Source organism: Actinomadura rugatobispora (assembly GCF_042656285.1).
Classification (GTDB): domain Bacteria; phylum Actinomycetota; class Actinomycetes; order Streptosporangiales; family Streptosporangiaceae; genus Spirillospora; species Spirillospora rugatobispora.
The window spans coordinates 82,815-102,229 of the sequence record NZ_JBHSON010000020.1; the positions used below are offsets into that span (position 1 = coordinate 82,815).

Below are 19,415 nucleotides of genomic sequence, written 5' to 3' on the forward strand. Positions count from 1 at the left end.
ATGACCGACGCGGCGATCGCCGGGCTCGGGATGACCGAGCTCGGCAAGGTCTATGGACGCTCGTCGACGGATCTGGCCGCGGAGGCGGTGCGGCTCGCCGTCGCCGATGCCGGTCTGGCACTCGGCGACGTGGACGGGCTGCTCGTCAGCGCAGGCGTCAAGCAGGACGTCGGAGTCGCCCTGGCCGCCGTGCTCGGCCTTGGCGACCTGGGCATCCTGAGCCAGGTCAACGCGTTCGGCGCCACCGCGGGAGTGATGGTGGCCCAGGCGGTCCAGGCCATCGCCGCCGGCTCCGCCACCGCGGTGGCCTGCGTCTTCGCCGACACCCCGTTGAAGCCGGAGCGCTCGGCGGGGGCGTCGTGGCGGGCACCGTCCGCCGCGCGGGCATTGCGCGGCCTGGCGGGCTGGTCCCTCGCCTCGGGAGCCGCCAATCCGAACATCCTGTACGCGATGTGCGCGCGACGGCATATGGAGCGCTACGGGACGACCTCCGAGCAGCTCGCCGAGATCGCCGTCGCGCAGCGGGCGTGGGCCGCGGGCAACCCGCTGGCGCAGTTGCGCCGGCCCCTCACCGTCGCCGGCCACCAGGCGTCGCGGTGGATCGCCGAACCGCTGCACCTGCTGGACTGCTGCCTGGTCAGCAACGGCGCCATCGCCGTCGTGGTCACGGCCGCCGACCGGGCGGCGGACCTGCGCCGACCGCCCGTGCACGTGTGGGGCCATGGGCAGGCGCACGCGCCGCGGCGGATGAGCGCCGGGTCGGACTGGGGCGTGGTCACCCCGGCGGCGCGCTCGGGGCCGCAGGCCATGCGGATGGCCGGCATCGGGGTCGCCGACGTGGACGTGGCCGAGTTGTACGACTGCTACACCTACACCGTGCTCGTCACGCTGGAGGACTACGGCTTCTGCGGCAAGGGGGAGGGCGGCCGTTTCGTGGGCGGCGGCAGGCTGGCGCCCGGCGGCGATCTCGCGTGCAACACGGGCGGCGGGCAACTGTCCGGGTACTACATGTGGGGCATGACGCCGCTGTCCGAGGCGATCATCCAGGCCCGTGGGGACGGCGGCGCGCGGCAGGCGCCCCGCAACGACATCGTGCTGGTCAGCGGCAACGGCGGCATTCTGGAGCACCACTCCACGTTGGTGCTCAGCCCGCACCGGCGTGAAGGAGCGGCATGAGCGAGACGTTCCCGGTGGTCGAACGCGATCGGGGCAGCGCGGCGTTCTTCGACGCCGCCGCGCGCGGCGAACTGCTGGTGCGGCGGGCCCCGGCCTCGGGGACCGTGCTGGGGCCCGAGGCCCGGACGGACCCGGCGAGCGGATCGGCCGACCTCGAACCGTACACGGCCTCGGGCAGGGGCACGCTCGTCACCTGGGCCGTCGTGCACCGGGCGCCGCTGCCCGTACTCGTCGAGGCGGTTCCCTACGTCAGCGCCGTCGTGGAGCTGGAGGAGGGGCCGTGGCTCATGGTCCGGCTCCTGGCCGCCGACCTCTCGGCGCTGCGGGCGGGGGTGCCTGTTCGCGTGCGTTTCGTCCGGTCGGGCGCCGAGGGGGAGGGCGGCGAGACCCTGCCCGTGTTCGAGGTGGCCTGAGGGCGGTCGCACCGTCTTGGAACATCGGGAGCAGATGCAGCGGTGTGCCGCCGTTCAGACCTCAACGCGGCCGGGCGTGCAAGGAGGGTGAACTAGGATCGGGTGCCATGGCCCGTCCGCGTCAGCCGCTGATCCGCCGTGCCGGTGCGGTGGCCGCGGCCATCGAGATCATCGACACCGAGGGCCTGGACGCGCTGAGCCTGCCGCGCCTGGCCCGCCACCTCAACGTCCGGGCCCCCTCGCTTTACCACCACTTCGAGGACAAGTCGGAGATCCTCGGCGCGGTGGTCACGACCATCGTGTCGGAGACCGTGGTGCCCAGGAAGCCGCCGCCCGAACGCTGGATCGACTGGTTCGTCCAGCTCAGCCTGAATCTGCGCCGGGTGATCCTGCGCCATCGCAACGCCGCTCCGCTGCTGCTGCAGTTCCCGCCGAGGGACATGCTCGCCGACCTCTACGAGGACGCGGCCCGCTTCCTGCACGACAGCGGTGTGCCGGCCGACGTGCATGTGCAGATCCTCGACAGCATGGACACCGTGGTCCTGGGGGCGGTGATCTCCGAGGCGGCCCGGACTCCGGCGGCCCGCCGGGCGATCTTCCCGAACGTCGACGACGAGCGGCAGCCCACCCTCGCGCGCGCTCTCGCCTCCAACGAGTTCACCGCGAACCAGCTGTTCGAAGAGATGATCCGCAGCTTCCTTCGCGGGGTCGTGCTGCTGGCCGAGGAGCGCCGGGCCGCGGTCTCCTGACCCCCGGCCCGGTCACCCGGAATCATCCTGAGGTGGGATCTTGTCGCAATTAATCTAATGGCGTTAGCCTAAGGGGACTTCCCGGCGACTTGGAGGGCCCATGTCCGACTTCCGTGCCCGCTACGAGCGGCACGTCCAGCACGTCCTCAACGGGGACGTCAGGTCAGCGCTCGCGGAGATGGTCCAGGAGAACCTGCCGCAGGTGTTCGAGGGGGTCACCGTGCCCGGCCGCGTCGTGCACTCGCTGCGGATCGTCGACGTCCGGCAGGAGGGCGACACCTGGGTGGGGGAGACCGTCTACACCACGCCCGAGGGAAAGATCGGGCTGCGCTCGATCTGGGAGGAGCACGGCGGCGAGTGGCTGGCGGCCCGGCTGGAGAACTTCCCCGTCCAGGACGCCTCGTGATCCCCTGCGGTCCGGCCGCCGACGGTCTGGACGCGCCGTACTGGGACGGCCTGCGCTCGGGTGAGCTGCGGATCCAGCGCTGTGCCGGCTGCCGCACGTGGCTGTGGGGCCCGCGCCGGATGTGCCCGGAATGCCATGGTTTCGAGCTGGTGTGGGAGGGCGTTCCCGCGACCGGGACCGTCTATTCGTGGTGCCGCACGCACCACCCGTACATGGCGGAGTTCGCGGAGCTGACCCCGTACGTGACCGTGGTGGTGGAACTGCCGCACGCGGGCGGCGTGCGCCTGCTCGGCCTGCTGACCGGTGAGGGGCGGGACGTGCGCATCGGCGACCGGCTGGCCGGGCACGTCGAACGGCCCGCCGATGCCGCGTGGCCGCTGCTGCGCTGGCGGCTCGCCTCCCGCACGGAAGGGGCGCTCGCGTGACCCCCTCGCCGATGCGCGGCGCGGCGGCCGTCGTGGGCGTCGCGGACCTGCACTACAAGCGGGGGCAGGCTCCGGCGGGCGAGCACCGCCTGGTGCTGGAGGCGATCGTGGAGGCGTGCCGCGACGCCGGGATCTCGCCCCGCGAGATCGACGGTTTCGTCTCCTACGCCGGGGGGGACCTCAGCGGCCCGGTGCTCGGCGCCGATCTCGGCATCCGCGAACTGCGCTGGTCGACCATGGTGTGGGGCGGCGGAGGGGGCGGGGCCGCGGCCGCCGTGACCACCGCCGCCACCGCGATCGCGACCGGCCAGGCCGAGTGCGTCGTCGCCTACCGGCCCATGGCCCAGAGCGACACCGGGCGGCTGGGCTACGCCAAGTACTTCTATGACCACCACTACCTGGCCCACGGTGTCGGCGCGCCCGCACAGGTCTGCGCGCTTCGCACGCAGCGGATGCTGGAGCATGAGGGGGTGCCCGCGAGCGCCCAGCGCGCCCTGGTGCTCGCCGCCTACCACCACGCCCAGAACAACCCGTCCGCGGCGGGCTACGGGCGGCCGCTCGACGAGGAGGGGTACGCCGCCGCCAGGATGATCGTGGAACCGTTCCGGCTGTACGACTGCTCGCGGGAGAGCGACGGGGCGGTCGCGCTGATCCTCGTCTCCGCCGAGCGTGCCCGCGCTCTGCGTCCCGACCCCGCCTATGTCATCGGCGGAGCCCAGGGAGCCCCGGGCGGCTACTCGTCGCAGACCGAGAACGACACCGACTACGCGACCGCGGGATACGGCGAGCGTACCGATTGCAGGGGAGTCGCCGGGCGGCTGTGGGACGCGACCGGGCTGGGCCCGGGCGACGTCGACGTCGTCCAGGCGTACGAGAACTTCAGCGGTGCGGCCGTCGCGTCGCTGATCGACCACGGGCTCTGCCCGCCGGGGCCCGCCGCGGGCGAGGTGCTCACGTTCGAGAACCTCATCGCCCAGGGCGGGCGGCTGCCGGTCAACACCGGCGGCGGCAACATCGCCGACTCCTTCGTCAACGGCATGGGCCTGGCGGTGGAGGCGGTCCGCCAGGTGCGGGGGACCTCGGTGAACCAGGTGGCGGGCGCGAGGACCTCGCTGTTCATCGGCGGGCCGATGGCGCCGCTGGTCAGCTCAGTGCTCTTCGGTCACGAGGAGGTGCTCTGAAGGCGGAGAACGGGCCCGAGGGCCGGGAGCCGCACCACTCGGGCAAGTCGATCCACCTGGCCGGGCGGTGGCCGGCTCCCGGCCCCCGCTGATCGGACGGTGCTACGGCCGTCCGATCAGCTCGCGCTGGATGATCTCCTTCATGATCTCGTTCGTGCCGCCGTAGATGCGCTGGATGCGCGCGTCGACGAAGGCCCTGGCCACCGGGTACTCCAGCATGTAGCCGTACCCGCCGTGCAGTTGCACGCCGGTGTCGATGACGTCGTGCTGGAGGTCGGTCGCCCACAGCTTGGCCTTGGCGGCGTCGGTGGCGGTGAGCGTCCCCGCGTTGTGGGCGCGGACGCAGCGGTCGAGGTAGGCGCGGGAGACCTCCACCGCCGTGCTCAGCTCGGCCAGCCTGAAGGCGGGCGCCTGGAAGTCGCCGATCCGGCGGCCGAAGGCCCGCCGCTGCCGGACGTACTCGACCGTCCACTCCAGCACGGCCTCGGCGGAGAACTGGGCGGCCAGCGCGATGCCGAGCCTCTCCAGCGGCAGGCTGCGCATCAGGGCCGGCAGCCCCTCGCCGACCTGGCCGAGCAGGTTGGCCCCGGGCACCCTGGCACCGGTGAAGAACAGCTCGGCGGTGTCCTGGGCGTGCAGGCCGACCTTGTCGAGCTTGCGGCCCCTGCTGAAGCCGGGCGTGCCGTCCTCCACCACGAACAGGCTGAACTCGCGCGATCCGTGCTCCCGTCCGGTGCGGGCGAACACGATGACCAGGTCGGCGAGGATGCCGCTGGTGATGAAGGTCTTGGAACCGTCGAGGATCCAGTCGTCGCCGTCGCGGACCGCCGTGGTCCCGATGCCGCGCAGGTCGCTGCCGGCGCCGGGCTCGCTCATGGCGATCGCGCCGATCGTCTCGCCGGTGGCGAAGCCGGGCAGCCAGCGCCCGCGCTGCTCCCGGTCCGCGTGGCGCAGCAGGTAGCTCAGCGCGATGTCGTCGTTGGTGGTGAACCCCGACTGCAGCGCCGCCGCGCCGACCCGGGCGATCTCCTGCATCACCACGCACCGGTAGCGGTAGTCGCGCTCGCCGGCCCCGCCGTGCTCCTCGGGGACGGGCAGGCCCAGAACGCCCTGCCTCCCGGCGGCCCGCCAGGTCTCCAGGTCGATGAGCCGATCGGCGTCCCACTGCTCCATCCGCGGCACGACCTGCCGCTTGACGAACTCGCGGACGGTCCGCCGGTAGTCCTCGTGGTCGGTCTCGAAGAGGTCGCTCTCCACAGCACGCTCCCTGGGGCGTATACGGGGTCGGGTCAATCTAACGTTAGTAGGTTTTCGGTTGTCATAAAAGCTGGAAGACGGGCCTTCCGTTCGCGCCATCTTGCCCTATAAATCTCAAGGTATTAGGTTTGTGGGGTAGGCATCCACAGAAGGAGGCGCCCATGGCCCCCGGCGACAGGCAGGACCGCATCGGGCGGCTGCTCAATCTGCTGCGCGCGGACGACACCGACAAGCTCGAGGCGACACGGCCGTTCGGGCCGCGCGAGTTCACCGACCCCGAGGCGGCGGCCAGGGAACGGGACCTGATCTTCGGGCGGGTGCCGTCGATCGTCGCGCACTCCTCGGAACTGGCCCGCCCCGGTGACTTCCTGACCCTCACGATGCCCCGCAACCGGGTCATCGTGGTCCGGCAGCGCGACGGCGGCGTCAAGTCGTTCGTCAACGCCTGCCGGCACCGCGGGGCGCTCCTGGAGGAGCGGCCGTCCGGCCGGTGCCGCCTCTTCTCCTGCCCGTACCACCGCTGGTCCTACGACACCGACGGCAGCCTGCGCTCCGTCACCTACGACCACACCTTCGGCGAGCTGGACCACGCGGCCTCGGGCCTGGTCGAACTGCCCACCGAGGAGCGGCACGGTTTCGTCTGGCTGGTCGACTCGGCCTCGGCCGCGATCGACGTCGCCGCCTGGCTCGGCCCCGAGATGGACGCGGCGCTCGCCGGCTACCGGATGGAGGCGCTGGTCAACTACCGGGCCGAGGGCTTCGACGAGCCGGTCAACTGGAAGATCATGCAGGACGCGTTCCTGGACGGCTACCACATCAAGTTCGCCCATCCGAACACCGCCGGGAAGATCATCCACACCAACGTCCTGGCCGTCGAGGACTACGGCCGGCACGCCCGGTTCCTGTCGCCGCGCAAGAGCATCGACCGCTTCCTGGAGGAGGACCCCGGCGACGCCGACCTCGGCCGCCACGTCACCGAGTCGCACTTCGTCGGCCCCAACAGCACCCTGCTGCGCCAGCCCGACCACTTCCAGCTGCTCACCTTCCGCCCCCATCCCGCCGATCCCGGGCGGAGCCGGATGGAGATGCGGGTCCTGGTCCCGACCGTGGAGGCCTCCGGGTTCAGCGAGGCCGAGTGGGAGAAGCGCTGGAACAAGAACTGGCAGATCCTGCTCGACGTCCTGCACGCCGAGGACTTCCCGCTCCTGCGCGCCAGCCAGACGGCGGTGTCCAGTGCGGACGCGGGCGGCATGGTGCTGGGCCGCAACGAGGTGGTCAACCAGATCTTCCACCGGGAGGTGAGACGGCTCACCGAGTCCGGCACGCGGTGATCGGCACGTTCTGGCGCCGCCACCTGACGGGCGGCGAACTGGAGGAGGCCGAGGACCTGGCCCGCGCCTGCTCCGAGTACGACCAGGAGGCGGGGTTCTCCCGGATCGTGCCGCCGGCCCTCCGCACCGGTGCCCGCCACCTGCTCGTCCGCCTTGACGCACCCGCCGCGCCGCTCGTCGCCTACCTGCACCTGGACGGCGCGGAATGCGGCACCCTGATCGTCCATCCCGACGCCCGTTCCAACGGCGTGGCCACCGCCGTCCTGGAAAGCGCGGGGCTGCCGGGCGCCCATGGCTGGGCGGAGGGGCACCATCCCGCGGCGGAGCGGCTCGCGAGGCGGTTCGGGTGCACGGAGAGGGCGCGGATCTGGCGAAGCGTGCGGCCGCTGTCCGGGCCGCACGCCGCGCCGCTGCCGCCGCCCGCCGTGCCCCTCACCGAGAGCGCCGATCCCGGGCCCGCCCGCCGGTTGTGGCGGGCGGCCGGACTGCCGGAACGCTACCGGCCGCCCGGCGACGGCTCCGCCCGGCTGCTCTATGCCGGCGGTCCCGGCGGCGCACCGGCCGGGTACGCCTGGCTGGAGCGCGGGACCCGGACCGTCGAACGCCTGCGGACGGGCGTCCTGCGCGCCGTCGTCCCCGCCGTCCAGGGCGCCGGTACGGGGTCGGCGCTGGCCGCCGGCGCCCTGGCACTGCTGCGCGACGAGGGGGTCCAGGCCGTGGAGGCGGGCCTGGACCCGGCGCTGCCCCGGGCGGTGCGGTCGGCCCGCCTCCTCGGCTTCCAGCGGACCCAGGACGATGTCCTCTACGCCGTGAGCAAGCCCCGTGAGCTGGGTAAATCCTAAGAATCCCGGCTTGGGTATTGCCAACCTCGGCTAATGCTTTTAGATTCACTGCCGTGTGAGGCAGAGCACATTCCGGGCCGCCCGCCGACGGCGCCCCTCGGATCGAGCCTGCCTGAAGGCAGGGGAGGAGCCATGAGCGGAACGGTCAACGACGCGCTGGTCTGGTGGGCCCGCATCGTCCCCGACGCCGTCGCGGTCGACTTCGACGGCGACGCCGTCACCTACCGCGCGCTGTCGCACTGGGCCGACGGCGTCGCCGCCGAACTGCGGGCCAAGGGCGTCGGCCCCGGCGACCGGGTGGCCATCCTGGGAGGCAACAGCCTGGAATGGTGCGCGGTGGCCCTGGGCGCGTGGCGGCTCGGCGCGATCGTCGCTCCGTTCAACCACCGCATGCTGTCCCGCGAGCTGACCGCGCTGGTCGAGGACTGCGAGCCGGCCGCCGTCTACTGCGACGCCGCCCTCCGGGACCGGCTCGAGGAGGTGCACCGGGCGCGGCCGACGTTCGAGATCGGCGTCCTCGAGGACGTGGCGAGGCTGCGCGACGGCGGCCACGGGCCGGTCGCCGCCCCGGTCGGCGAGCTCTCCGAGCCGACCGCGATCATCTTCACCAGCGGCACGACCGGGCGGCCCAAGGGCGTGATCTTCACCCACCGCAGCATCGCGGGCGAGATGCACGAGTGGGCGCTGATCGAGCCGATCGAGCCGAACGGGCTGCGCGTCCTGCTGGTGCTGCCGCTGTTCACCGCCGCCGGAGTCATCTGGGGCCTGGCCCGCTGCCTGCTGCACGGCGGCACGCTGCTGCTCCAGCCCTCGCTCGCACCGGCCCGGGCGGTCGAGGTGATCGCGGAGAAGAAGGTCACCACCATCACGGGCCCGCCCATCGTCTTCGAGCAGATCGCCGCGGCGCCCGGCTTCGCCGAGGCCGACCTGACCAGCGTCACCACGGCCCACGTCGGCGGCGCGCGGGTGCCGCCGGGACTGCTGCGCACCTGGCAGGAGAAGGGCGTCTCGCTCCGGCAGATCTACGGGCAGACCGAGATCGGCGGCTCGGCGACCGCGATGCCCCGCGACGAGACCGCCGCGCATCCGGAGAAGTGCGGCTGGGGCGGCATCTTCACCAAGATCCGGGTGGTCGACCTCCAGGGGGCGGACTGCGCGCCGAACGTGCCGGGCGAGATCCTGCTGCGCGGCCCCGGGATGATGCCCGGCTACTGGGGGAACGAGCAGGCCACCAGGGAGGCCCTCGTGGACGGCTGGCTCCGCACCGGCGACCTGGGCGTCCTGGACGAGAACGGCTACCTGACCTTCGTCGACCGCATCAAGGACATGATCATCTCCGGCGGGCTCAACATCGCGCCGCTGGAGATCGAGAACGTGCTCCAGGAACTGCCGCAGGTGCGCGAGGTCTCGGTCATCGGCGTGGCCGACCCCAAGTTCGGGGAGACGCCGGCGGCTCTGATCCGCGCCGAGGGCCCGCTCACCGTGGCCGAGGTCGTCGAGCACTGCAATGCCCGGCTGGCCGACTACAAGGTGCCCCGGTACGTGGTCCTCGTCGACTCCGATCTGCCCCGCATGCCCAGCGGGAAGATCGCCAAAAGGCGGTTGCGCGAGACCTACGCCGATCTTCCGCGGACCCACCCCAAGGTCCGCTGAGACGGCGAGCACGCGCGGCACCGCGGATCTCCCGCGAGGGCCTGGCCGCCGTCACTCGCTGCGAGGAAGCCAGGAATCGGCCCGGCGATGCCGGGCTGCCCCTGGCCGGAACGCGGATCCGCATCGGCGCCCCGACCGACGCGACCGCAGTCGCGCCTCCGGCGGTGCCGACGGCCGCTGTGGCCATGCCTGGCTCCGGTGAACTCCTTCGCCTCTCGGACCGGTCGCGAAATCGGTCTCTCGCCCGCACGTGCCGCAGTACCGGAACCGGTCGAATTCCCGAGACGCCTTGACGCTCTAAAACTATAGGCTTAAGTTAAATTCGCAACGCGACGGCGCGCGGGCGAACGGGCGCCGTTCGGCCGGGAGCCCGTAGCGCCGCCGCCCGACAGCGAACCTGGTGCGAGAAGGGGACGCGAGTGTCCAATTCCGACGACGAGGCCGGAAATCGCATCGAGAGGGAATAGGCCGGCTTCGCCGCGGGACCCGGTGCGCAGACGAAGATCCTTATGCCGCCGTTCGGTGTCCATTCTGTCGTGCAGTGTCCAGTTCGCCGTGTGTCGTACCGAGAAGAGGTGCCATGAAACTCGAAGGCAAGGTCGCCGTCATCACCGGTGGCGGATCGGGGCTGGGGCGGCGGACCGCGCAGCTGTTCGCGGCCGAGGGCGCGAAGGTCGTGGTGTTCGACATCCTGGCCGGGCGCGCCGAGGAGACGGTGAAGCTGGTCGAGCAGGCCGGCGGCACGGCCGTCGCCGTGACCGGTGACGTGGCGGTCGAGGCCGACGTCGCGCGGGCCGTCGCCACCGCCGAGAGCGAGTTCGGGAAGCTGGACGTCATGTTCGCCAACGCGGGCGTGGTGTCGCGCGGCGGCGTCCCCTCGGTCGCGGGCGGCGAGCACGTGGAGTTCGAAGACCTCACCGACGCCGACTGGCAGAAGGTCCTCGGGGTCAACCTCACCGGGGTCTTCTACTCGTGCAAGCACGCCGTCCCGGCGATGCGCCGCAACGGGGGCGGCGCCATCGTCGCGACCTCGTCCGCGGCCTCGCTGGTCGCCTACCACAACATCGCGCTCTACAGCGCCACCAAGGCCGGCGTGAACGGCCTCGTCCGCGGCCTGTCGCTGGACCTGGGCAAGTACGGCATCCGCGTCAACGCCCTCCTCCCCACGCACGGGATGTCGCCGAACTTCCTGATGGAACCGGGCGCCCCCGTCGTCGGCCAGTCCTACGAGGAGACGGCCGGCGAGTGGAACCCCGCCTACTCGCCGATCCCGCTGAAGCTGGGCCGTCCGCCGTCGCTGCTGGACAACGCCAAGGTCGTGCTGTTCCTGGCCTCCGACGACTCGGCCTACATGTCGGGCGTCTGCCTGCCCGCGACCGACGGGGGCACCCTGTCACGCGTCGCGATGGTCTTCGAGGAGGACGGCCCGCACGCGGCGGCCGCCGCGGCCGCGGCCGTCGACGGCGGCCAGTAGGAGCGCCCGGCGAACGTCGAACAGGCAACCTGCAGGCAGACGAAGGAGCGGAAAGAATGACCACCGGCATCACCGACGCGCCCGAGCACCTGAGGGTGGACTTCGACATCTACGACCCCTCGCTCGCGGCCCCCGTGGACGTCATGCAGGAGAGGATCGCCGAGCTCGCCGCGCGCGGCCCGGTCGTCTACTCGACGGCGCACGGAGGCCACTGGCTGGTGACGGGCTACGGCGAGGTGCACGAGGTGCTCCGCGACCCGGCGACCTTCTCCAGCCACCCCAACAACCTCGTGGACGCCGGGGCGGGGAAGTTCATCCCCCTCGAACTCGACCCGCCCGAGCACACCGCCTACCGGCAGGCGCTCCAGCCGCTGTTCAACCCGGTCCGCATGAAGGCCCTGGAACCGCGGATCCGCGGGATCGTCAACCGGCTCATCGACGGCTTCGCCGCGCGGGGCGAGGCGGAGTTCGTCTCCGAGTTCGCCCACGAGCTGCCGACGTCGGTGTTCCTGACGCTGATGGGCTGGCCGCTGGAGGACGCCCCGATGTTCAGCGAGATGACCGACATCGCCCTGATGGGCAAGCCGGGAGCGAGCGAGGAGGAGAGCAACGCCGCGCGGCAGGACGCCGCGCAGCGGATGTTCGGCTACTTCGCCCAGGTCATCGCCGAGCGCCGCGGCATGGACGATCCCGGTGACGACATCACGGCGGCGATCATCAACACGCCCCTCAAGGCGGACGGCGGGGAGCGCGTCCCCACCGACGAGGAACTGTCCAGGATGTTCTTCCTGCTGCTCATCGCGGGTCTGCACACCGTGCAGGGATCGCTCGCCTGGGGCGTGATGCACCTGTCGGCCAACCCTGAGCAGCGCCGTGGCCTCATCGACGACCCCGCCCGCGTTCCGGACGCGGTGGAGGAGATCCTCCGCCTGGAGGCGGCGGTCGCCGCCGGGCGCCGCGTCACCCGCGACACGGAGCTGGGCGGCGTCCGGCTCAAGGCCGGAGACCAGCTGCTGGTCCTGCTGGCCGGGGCCAACCGCGACGCCGGGGAGTTCGCGGAGCCGGAGGCGATGCGGATCGGCAGGTCCCCCAACCGGCATCTGGCGTTCGGGTCCGGTCCGCACCGCTGCCTGGGGTCGCACCTGGCCCGGGTGGAACTGCGCATCGCCCTGGAGGAGATCCACCGCCGCATCCCCGATTACCGCCTGGATCCGCAGCGGCCTTCGGTCTCGCACTCCAGCCAGGTCCGCGGAGTCGTCCAGCTGCCGATCGTCTTCACGCCCGAGCAGACCTGACGCTGACCCCGCCCCAGCAAGGCGTGAGAGGGAGGAACGGGCCGATGCCCCAGCAACATCATGCTCCGCGTGTGACGGTTGATCGCGACGCGTGCGCCGGGCACGGACGGTGCTACGAGGCGGCTCCGAGCATCTTCGAGCCCGACGAGGAGGGCTACCCGGTGGTCGTCGCCGAGGCCGCCGACGCCGCGTCGCTGGACGACCTGAGCAGGGCGCGGCGGAACTGCCCCGAGCGCGCCGTCCTGGTCGTCGCGACCGAATCCTGAAGTCGGCGCCGGCAACGTGGTAGGGCAGCCCTCTCTGGACGACCCGGCGCCGTTCTGGCGCCGCTCAACAGCAGGTTCCGGCCCGCCGGACTGCACACCGGCCTGGACGACTCGGGCGCCGGGTTCCTGCTCGACGCCGACGAGCCCGCCGAGGTCGCGGGAAGGGCATCCGCGCTCGGCGCGGCTCCACCTCGCTCCTGGCCCCGCCGCCGTGAGAGGACGGCTCGGATGCGGAGACTCCCGCGGCCGTCCTGGGCGGCTGGGCCAGGTGCCGAGAAGCGCTGCCCGCGCGGCCGGCGAGCAAACGTGGGCGATGAGATTAAAAAGGGCGCGATCATCGAGATCAGGCCGCGTCGGCTCCGATGCCTTCGCCGGTTTCGAGTCGGAGCTCAATGTAGCGACCGGGTAGGCGCAGCGCCCGCGGTCGAGCGACTGGCCAGGAACGGTCACATGCGGGACGGCGAATGCGCTGCCCGCGCACATTGCCGCTCCTGGCGCAGCGTTGCGCGGCTCGGTTGCAGATTGTCGCCCGAAGCGTTCATTGGTGGAGCTCCCGCTCTTCTCGCCGCCACGTGAAGTCACCGCTTGCATTCTATTGGCTTTAGGTGAAACATGTGGCGTCCAGAGCTGTGGGCCTGTCGGATCCATGGAGTTTTCACGTGCCGAAGAACGAGGAAGAAGGCGGTTCCGCCGAACGGGTCCGGTTGCGTCCCGTCGGGCGCCGGATCGGTCTGCTGCTGGTCGTTCCGCTGCTCTCGCTGGTGGGGTTGTGGGCCTTCGCGGCGGCCGTCTCCCTGGGGGCGGCGCTCGACCGGATCGAGTTCACCAGAACCGTGGACGACGTGGCCCGCCCGATCGGGCTGGTGGGCAACGCGCTGCAGGTGGAGCGGACCGCCGCAGCCACCGTTCTCGGGACGCGGGGAGCGCAGGGCGCCGATCAGCTTCGGGTAGGGCAGCGGGGCACGGACGGCGCGTTGGCGGCCTTCCGCGCGAAGTCCCTTCCGGCGGCCGGGGACGTCGCGGACGGCAGGACGCTCCGCTTCCTGCGCGACCTCGACCGCGAGTACGGCAGGCTCGGTCCGCTCCGGGCCCAGATCGCCTCGGGCGGTATCGCGCCCCTGGCGGCCATCGGCCAGTACAACGCCCTGTTCGACAGTACCAACAGGGCGCTGAGCAATCTGGCCACGGCCGATGACGTTGAGGTGCACCAGACCACCCAGACGCTGGTGGACGTCAACTGGGCGCAGGATTTCATGATGCGCGAGGACGCGCTGCTCCAGGGGGCCCAGATCCGTGGAGGGCGCATCCCGGCCGCCGCGCACACCGCCTTCGTCGAGGCGGCCGCCAACCGCCGCCATCTGACGGGCGTCTCGTTCGCGGGCCCGAGCGCCGCCGTGCGCCAGGCCTTCGATCGGCTTTCCCGGTCGCCGCAGTTCGCCCGCTACCAGCGGCTCGAGCAGGCGATCGCGGCCTCGCGCGACCGCAGGGTCTCCGAGGCGACGCTGGCCGAATGGCGCGCCACGCAGCCCGCGGTGATCAAGGAGTGGTGGCAGGGCACCCTCGCCGCCACCGCCGAGCTGACCGAGCAGACCGAGTCGGCCGGCCGGGGCGTGGTGTACCGGCTGGTGCTGGTCGGCGGGCTGGGGCTGCTGGTGGTCCTCGCCTCCGTCGTGCTGTCGCTGAAGTTCGCCCGGGGCCTGTCCCGCGAGCTGCGCGGTCTGCAGAAGGCGGCCCAGGAGCTGGCCCGCGAACGCCTGCCCAGGGTCGTCGCGCGGCTGCGCCGCGGCGAGGAGGTCGCGGTGGCCGACGAGGCACCGCCGATCAGGACGGGGCGCACCAAGGAGATCGCCCTGGTCGCCGACGCCTTCACCACGGTGCAGCGCACGGCGATCGAGACCGCGGTGGGCGAGGCGCAGGTGCGGGCGGGCATCAGCCGGGTGTTCATCAACCTGGCCTGGCGGAGCCAGTCGCTGCTGCAACGGCAGCTGCGGATGCTGGACGCGATGGAGCGCCGCGCCACCGATCCCGACGAGCTGGAGAACCTGTTCCGCCTGGACCACCTGACCACCCGCATGCGGCGGCACGCCGAGGGCCTGGTCATCCTGTCCGGCCAGGAGAACGTCCGGGGCTGGAAGGAGCCGGTCCCGGTGGAGCACCTGCTGCGCGCTGCGCTGGCCGAGGTCGAGGACTACGCCCGGGTGGACGTGATGGCGCTGACGCAGGCGCGGGTGCAGGGGGCGGTGGCCGCCGACGTCGTGCATCTGCTGGCCGAGCTGATCGAGAACGCGACCGCCTACTCGCCGCCGACGACCGAGGTGCTGGTACGCGCGGAGCTCGTGGGCAACGGGCTGGCCGTCGAGGTGGTGGACCGCGGCGTCGGCATGGACCCGGACGATCTGGCGGAGACCAACCGGCGGCTGGCCGACCCGCCGGAGTTCGACCTGGCCGACAGTGACCGGCTGGGGCTGTTCGTGGTGGCCCGGCTGGCCGTCCGGCACGGCATCAAGGTCGTCCTGCAGCGGTCGGCGTACGGGGGAGTGACCGCCGTCGCGCTGCTGCCCACCGACCTGCTGGCCCCTGGTGAGGCGCCCGCCGTGCACGGAGCGGCCACAGGGCGGGAGCCGAGGCAGATCGAGCACAAGGGGGCCGCCATCGGCGGTGGCGCGGTCGCGGCCCTGGCGCCCTCCGGCCCCGCGGAAGGGCGGTTCGAGGTCGACGGGCGGCACCACGCCCCCAGGCCGTCCTCGCCCCCGGTCGCCGTCGCGACACCCGAGTCCGAGGACGCGGGCCACGATGAACGGCCCTCAAAGAACGGCCGCCGGGGCGGGGGCTTCGACGCCGAGACCGGTGGGCTGCCGCGGCGCAGCCGCCAGCGGCACCTGGCCCCGCAACTGCGCGCCCCCGGACCGCGTCACCGCAGGTCGGCGTCGCGTCCCGGGTGGGAACCGGCCCTGGACGAGACACCAGGGGAGAGGCCGGCGGAGCACAACCGCGATCTGCTGTCCTCGCTCCAGGCCGGGTGGTCGGCCGGCCGTGAGGACGACGAGGACGCAACGACGGTGTTCGAGGAACGACTGGACCGGGGTGACCTGTGACGCAGCAACGTACGACCCGACCCACGACGGCGGACATGAGCTGGCTGCTGGACGACCTGGTGGATCGTGTCGATGAGGTGAGGCAGGCCGTCCTGCTGTCCCGCGACGGTCTGGTGATGGGGGTCTCGCGCGGGGTGGGCCGGGAGGACGCCGAGCATCTGGCCGCGATCTCCTCCGGGGTCAACAGCCTGGCCAACGGCGCGCGCGAGCACTTCGGGAAGGAACTGGTGCGGCAGACCATCGTGGAGATGGAGGACGCGCTGTTCTTCGTCTCGTCGGCGGGCAGCGGAAGCTGCCTGGCCGTGTTGAGCGACGCGGGCGGCAATACGGGCATGGTCGCCTACGAGATGACGATGCTCATCAAGCGCATGCGCAAGCAGCTGTCCACCGCGCCCAGGGCGGGCCTGGCCGGCTCGTCGCGCGACGCGACATGAGCGCCCGGACATGGACACGCCGAGAGAACGAAGGCCCGATGCCGACACCGGGCCGTTCGTGCGCCCCTACGCGTTCACCCGAGGCCGCGCCAGGGCCCAGGGCATCCGCCTCGACCTGATCACGATGCTGGTCGCGACCGGCAGGTCGCCCGGGGAACGGGCCCGGCCCTCCTACGAGCAGCGGCTGATCCTCGAACGGTGCCGTGCCCCGGTGGCGCTCGCCGACCTGACCTCCGAGCTGGACCTTCCGCTGGGCGTGGTGCACGTGCTGCTGTCCGACCTCCTCCAGCAGGGACTGCTGGAGGAGCAGCGTTCGGCCCCCCTCGCCGAACGACCGTCCCCCGAAATCCTCCAGAGAGTTCTCGATGACCTCCGCGCCCTCTGACACCCCTTCGTCCCTGTCCGCCTCCGATCCGCTCGGCACCGGTGACTGGCGGGAGTCCCTGCCCGCCGCGGGCGGCCACCATATGGCCTTGAAGATCCTGGTGGCGGGCGGGTTCGGCGTCGGCAAGACCACGCTGGTGGGGGCGGTGAGCGAGATCCGCCCCCTGCGCACCGAGGAGGCGCTCACGAACGCGAGCGTCGGCGTGGACGACCTGCGAGGGGTGGAGGGCAAGACCACCACCACCGTCGCCATGGACTTCGGCCGCCTGGCCTTCAACGACGGGATCGCGCTCTACCTGTTCGGGACACCCGGCCAGGAGCGGTTCTGGTTCATGTGGGACGAGATGGTCTACGGGGCGATCGGCGCCGTGGTGCTGGCCGACACCCGGAGACTGGCCGACAGCTTCGACTCCATCGACTTCTTCGAGCAGCGCGACATCCCGTTCGTCGTGGCGGTCAACTGCTTCGAGGGCGCCCGCAGCCACACGCTGGGGCAGATCCGCACGGCGCTGGACGTGGATCCGCGGATCCCGATCGTGCTGTGCGACGTGCGGCAGCGGGCATCGGCCAAGAGCGTGCTCATCAGCCTCGTCGAGCATGCCCTGGATCTGGCCTAGAAGGGGCGCCTTCCTTGCCTCCGCCCCGTCCGGGGATTACAGTGACAATAATCTATAAGCTTTAGTTTTTGGCGCCCGGAGGCCCTCATGGACGAAGTGCGCGTGCACACCTACTGCCGAGTGTGCGAACCGTCCTGCGGGCTGATCGCGACCGTGGAGGACGGGGCGCTGCGCGCCCTGGAACCGGACCGCGACCACCCCATGTCGCGCGGCTTCGCCTGCCGCAAGGGACTGGCGGGCGTCGACATCCACCACGACCCGGACCGCCTCGACCATCCCGCGCAGCGCACAGGCGGACGGCTCGTCCGCCGGACCTGGGACGAGGCGATCGGCGCCGTCGCCGCCGGGCTGTCGGAGGTCCACCGCCACCACGGCCCCGAGGCCATCGGCCTCTACCTCGGCAACCCGGCGAGCTTCAACAGCATGATCGGGATCGCCCCGCCCGAACTGTTCCAGCGGCTGGGCGTCGAGCGGGTCTTCAGCTCGGCGACCCAGGACTGCAGCAACAAGTTCGCCGCGAGCACCGCGATGTTCGGAACGTCGGCACTGCACCCGCTCCCCGACGTCCGGCACACCGACGTGCTGCTGCTCCTCGGCTCCAACTGGCGGGTCAGCAAGGGCAGCTTCATCTCCATGCCCAACGCCTACCGGGAACTGACCGACGCCGCCGCGCGCGGTGCCCGGATATGGTTCGTCAATCCGCGCGACACCGAGAGCGCGGGCCGCCGGACCGGCACCACGATCCCGATCAGACCCGACACCGACGTCTACTTCCTGGCCGCGCTGCTGTGCGAGATCGAGCGCACCCGGGGCTTCCCCGGCGAACTCGCGGAACACGGCGCCCATCTGGACGGCCTGCGCGCCTTCGTGCGCCGCTACCCGCCCGAACGGGTCGCACCGGTCTGCGGGCTGGACGCGGACCTGATCGCGCGGGTCGCCCGGGAGTTCGCCGAGGCCCCGCGCGCCGCCGCGCATATGTCCACCGGGGTCAACATGGGCCGCCAGGGCATGCTGGCCTACTGGCTGATGACCATGCTGGTGTTCGTCACCGGCAACCTGGACGCCCGCGGCGGCAACATCGCCGGCCGCGAGGTCTACCCCGCCGCCCGAAAGGCCCGCGGCGACCTCGCCGACGACATCGTGAACGGCGAGTTCGGCACCATGCGCCGCGGTCACCTGCCCGGCACCCTGCTGGCCGACTACGTCCTGCACGCGACCGAGCCCATCCGGGCGCTGGTGGTGCTGGCGGGCAACCCGCTGCTGAGCCTGCCCGGAGAGGCCGCCCTCCGCCGCGCCCTCTCCAGGCTCGACCTGCTGGTCTCCATCGACCTCTACCCGAACGCCACCGGCGAGTACGCCCACTGGCTGCTCCCGGCCGCGGACCAGTTCGAGCGCGAGGACGTCAACCTCTCGACGCTCGGCATGCAGCAGCCGGGCACCTTCGTCCACTGGACACCGCGCGTCTCCGAACCGCGCTTCGAGCGCCGCGAGGAATGGTGGATGTTCGCTCGCATCGCCCAGGAGATGGGACTGCCCTCGCCACTGGACGCCCCCGATCCCGAGCAGGTGCGTTGGGGCCGGGTCGAGCACATGCTGCGCGCGGGCGGGCTGACCCGCGAGCGGGTGACGGCCGGCCCCCGCGGCGTCGAGGTCGGCCCGCCCGAACCGGGGACGCTCTTCGAACGCCACGTCCAGACCGCCGACGGGCGCGTCGACTGCCGCCCGCCCTCCTTCGACGCCGCGATCGACCGCTGCGCGAAGATCTTCGACGAACTCGCCGCCGAGGAGCCCGCCACCATCAAACTGATCAGCCGGCGCGACGCCCGCATGCACAACTCCTGGTACGCCAACCTTCCGCACACCAAACGAGGCGACCGCAACCGCCTGGCCGTCAACCCCGCCGACGCCGCCCGGCACGGCATCACCGACGGCGCGCTGGTGGAGATCCGGTCGGAATGGGGGCACACCCAAGCAGAGGCCGAGATCGACCCCGCCCTGCGCCCGGGCGTGGTCTCCATGGAACACGGCTGGGGCCTCCAGCCCGGCCTCCGCCTGTCGCGAGAGCACCCCGGAGTCAACGTGAACGCCCTCATGCCCCACGGCCCGGGAAGCTACGAACCCGAGTCGAACATGGCAAGGCTCACCGGCATCCCAGTGAAACTAACCGTCCGCGACCGAAACCCCGCGTCATAACGGTCACCCACACGCGTTGCCAGGCAGCAAGCCCGCCTGAGTTGGCCTCCGGCCCAGAACACGCGCCTGACCAGGACCTGGTGATTACCGGAGAAGTCATTTCCGTGCATCCGGCCACATCGAACGGAGCCCAACGCTCTGAGGCAGTCCTATCTTTCGGAACTTGATAGCGGATCATGCGGACGCCTTCGGCGTTCCGCCGGGCCACCGCAGTTTCTGCCTGC

18 protein-coding genes are annotated in these 19,415 nt (G+C 71.7%); 17 read left to right on the forward strand and 1 reads right to left on the reverse strand.

Annotated elements, in window-relative coordinates; genetic code table 11:
- The 6 genes from ACFPZN_RS16440 (at position 1) to ACFPZN_RS16465 (ending at position 4,350) form a co-directional block, all read left to right on the forward strand.
- The gene (locus ACFPZN_RS16440) at positions 1-1,176 is read left to right on the forward strand and encodes a thiolase family protein (RefSeq protein ID WP_378282834.1); all 1,176 of its coding nucleotides are present in this window, start codon (positions 1-3) and stop codon (positions 1,174-1,176) included.
- On the forward strand, positions 1,173-1,589 hold the full coding sequence (locus ACFPZN_RS16445) for a Zn-ribbon domain-containing OB-fold protein (protein ID WP_378282835.1): 417 nt from the start codon (positions 1,173-1,175) through the stop codon (positions 1,587-1,589). Before ACFPZN_RS16440 ends, ACFPZN_RS16445 begins: the two co-directional genes overlap by 4 nt.
- A gap of 107 nt (positions 1,590-1,696) precedes the next feature.
- Entirely contained in the window at positions 1,697-2,338 is a 642-nt protein-coding gene (locus ACFPZN_RS16450) for a TetR family transcriptional regulator (protein ID WP_378282836.1), read from the forward strand.
- Between the two features lie 100 nt (positions 2,339-2,438).
- Positions 2,439-2,744: a hypothetical protein gene (locus ACFPZN_RS16455; protein WP_378282837.1), complete on the forward strand. Its 306-nt coding sequence runs from the start codon at positions 2,439-2,441 to the stop codon at positions 2,742-2,744.
- On the forward strand, positions 2,741-3,169 hold the full coding sequence (locus ACFPZN_RS16460; RefSeq protein ID WP_378282838.1) for a Zn-ribbon domain-containing OB-fold protein: 429 nt from the start codon (positions 2,741-2,743) through the stop codon (positions 3,167-3,169). Before ACFPZN_RS16455 ends, ACFPZN_RS16460 begins: the two co-directional genes overlap by 4 nt.
- On the forward strand, positions 3,166-4,350 hold the full coding sequence (locus ACFPZN_RS16465; RefSeq protein WP_378282839.1) for a thiolase C-terminal domain-containing protein: 1,185 nt from the start codon (positions 3,166-3,168) through the stop codon (positions 4,348-4,350). Before ACFPZN_RS16460 ends, ACFPZN_RS16465 begins: the two co-directional genes overlap by 4 nt.
- A 102-nt stretch (positions 4,351-4,452) precedes the next feature.
- Here ACFPZN_RS16465 and ACFPZN_RS16470 read toward each other — a convergent pair whose 3' ends face one another.
- The gene (locus ACFPZN_RS16470; RefSeq protein WP_378282840.1) at positions 4,453-5,607 is read right to left on the reverse strand and encodes an acyl-CoA dehydrogenase family protein; all 1,155 of its coding nucleotides are present in this window, start codon (positions 5,605-5,607) and stop codon (positions 4,453-4,455) included.
- A gap of 161 nt (positions 5,608-5,768) precedes the next feature.
- On the opposite strand from ACFPZN_RS16470, the gene ACFPZN_RS16475 reads away from it, so the two are divergent.
- From ACFPZN_RS16475 to ACFPZN_RS16525, 11 genes are all read left to right on the forward strand, one after another.
- Positions 5,769-6,938 (forward strand): aromatic ring-hydroxylating oxygenase subunit alpha, encoded by a 1,170-nt coding sequence (locus ACFPZN_RS16475; protein ID WP_378282841.1) that lies wholly within the window; start codon positions 5,769-5,771, stop codon positions 6,936-6,938.
- Positions 6,935-7,780 (forward strand): hypothetical protein, encoded by an 846-nt coding sequence (locus tag ACFPZN_RS16480; RefSeq protein WP_378282842.1) that lies wholly within the window; start codon positions 6,935-6,937, stop codon positions 7,778-7,780. Before ACFPZN_RS16475 ends, ACFPZN_RS16480 begins: the two co-directional genes overlap by 4 nt.
- A 132-nt stretch (positions 7,781-7,912) precedes the next feature.
- Complete coding sequence (locus tag ACFPZN_RS16485) at positions 7,913-9,433, forward strand: class I adenylate-forming enzyme family protein (protein ID WP_378282843.1); 1,521 nt, start codon at positions 7,913-7,915, stop codon at positions 9,431-9,433.
- Positions 9,434-10,013: 580 nt separating this feature from the next.
- Positions 10,014-10,907: an SDR family NAD(P)-dependent oxidoreductase gene (locus ACFPZN_RS16490; protein WP_378282844.1), complete on the forward strand. Its 894-nt coding sequence runs from the start codon at positions 10,014-10,016 to the stop codon at positions 10,905-10,907.
- Between the two features lie 56 nt (positions 10,908-10,963).
- Positions 10,964-12,202 carry a cytochrome P450 gene (locus ACFPZN_RS16495; protein ID WP_378282845.1) on the forward strand — a complete coding sequence of 413 codons (1,239 nt, stop codon included), beginning with the start codon at positions 10,964-10,966 and terminating at the stop codon, positions 12,200-12,202.
- Positions 12,203-12,273: 71 nt separating this feature from the next.
- The gene (locus tag ACFPZN_RS16500) at positions 12,274-12,468 is read left to right on the forward strand and encodes a ferredoxin (protein ID WP_378282846.1); all 195 of its coding nucleotides are present in this window, start codon (positions 12,274-12,276) and stop codon (positions 12,466-12,468) included.
- Positions 12,469-13,127: 659 nt separating this feature from the next.
- Positions 13,128-15,563, forward strand: a complete 2,436-nt coding sequence (locus tag ACFPZN_RS16505; protein WP_378282847.1) for a sensor histidine kinase — start codon at positions 13,128-13,130, stop codon at positions 15,561-15,563.
- 35 nt (positions 15,564-15,598) lie between these two features.
- A complete protein-coding gene (locus tag ACFPZN_RS16510; protein WP_378282848.1) occupies positions 15,599-15,997 on the forward strand; it encodes a roadblock/LC7 domain-containing protein in 399 nt (132 codons plus the stop codon).
- A 10-nt stretch (positions 15,998-16,007) separates the two neighbouring features.
- Positions 16,008-16,382, forward strand: a complete 375-nt coding sequence (locus tag ACFPZN_RS16515) for a DUF742 domain-containing protein (protein WP_378282849.1) — start codon at positions 16,008-16,010, stop codon at positions 16,380-16,382.
- Between the two features lie 82 nt (positions 16,383-16,464).
- A complete protein-coding gene (locus ACFPZN_RS16520; protein ID WP_378282893.1) occupies positions 16,465-16,998 on the forward strand; it encodes a GTP-binding protein in 534 nt (177 codons plus the stop codon).
- An 87-nt stretch (positions 16,999-17,085) separates the two neighbouring features.
- Positions 17,086-19,191, forward strand: a complete 2,106-nt coding sequence (locus ACFPZN_RS16525; RefSeq protein ID WP_378282850.1) for a molybdopterin-containing oxidoreductase family protein — start codon at positions 17,086-17,088, stop codon at positions 19,189-19,191.
- The last annotated feature ends 224 nt before the right edge of the window (positions 19,192-19,415 follow it).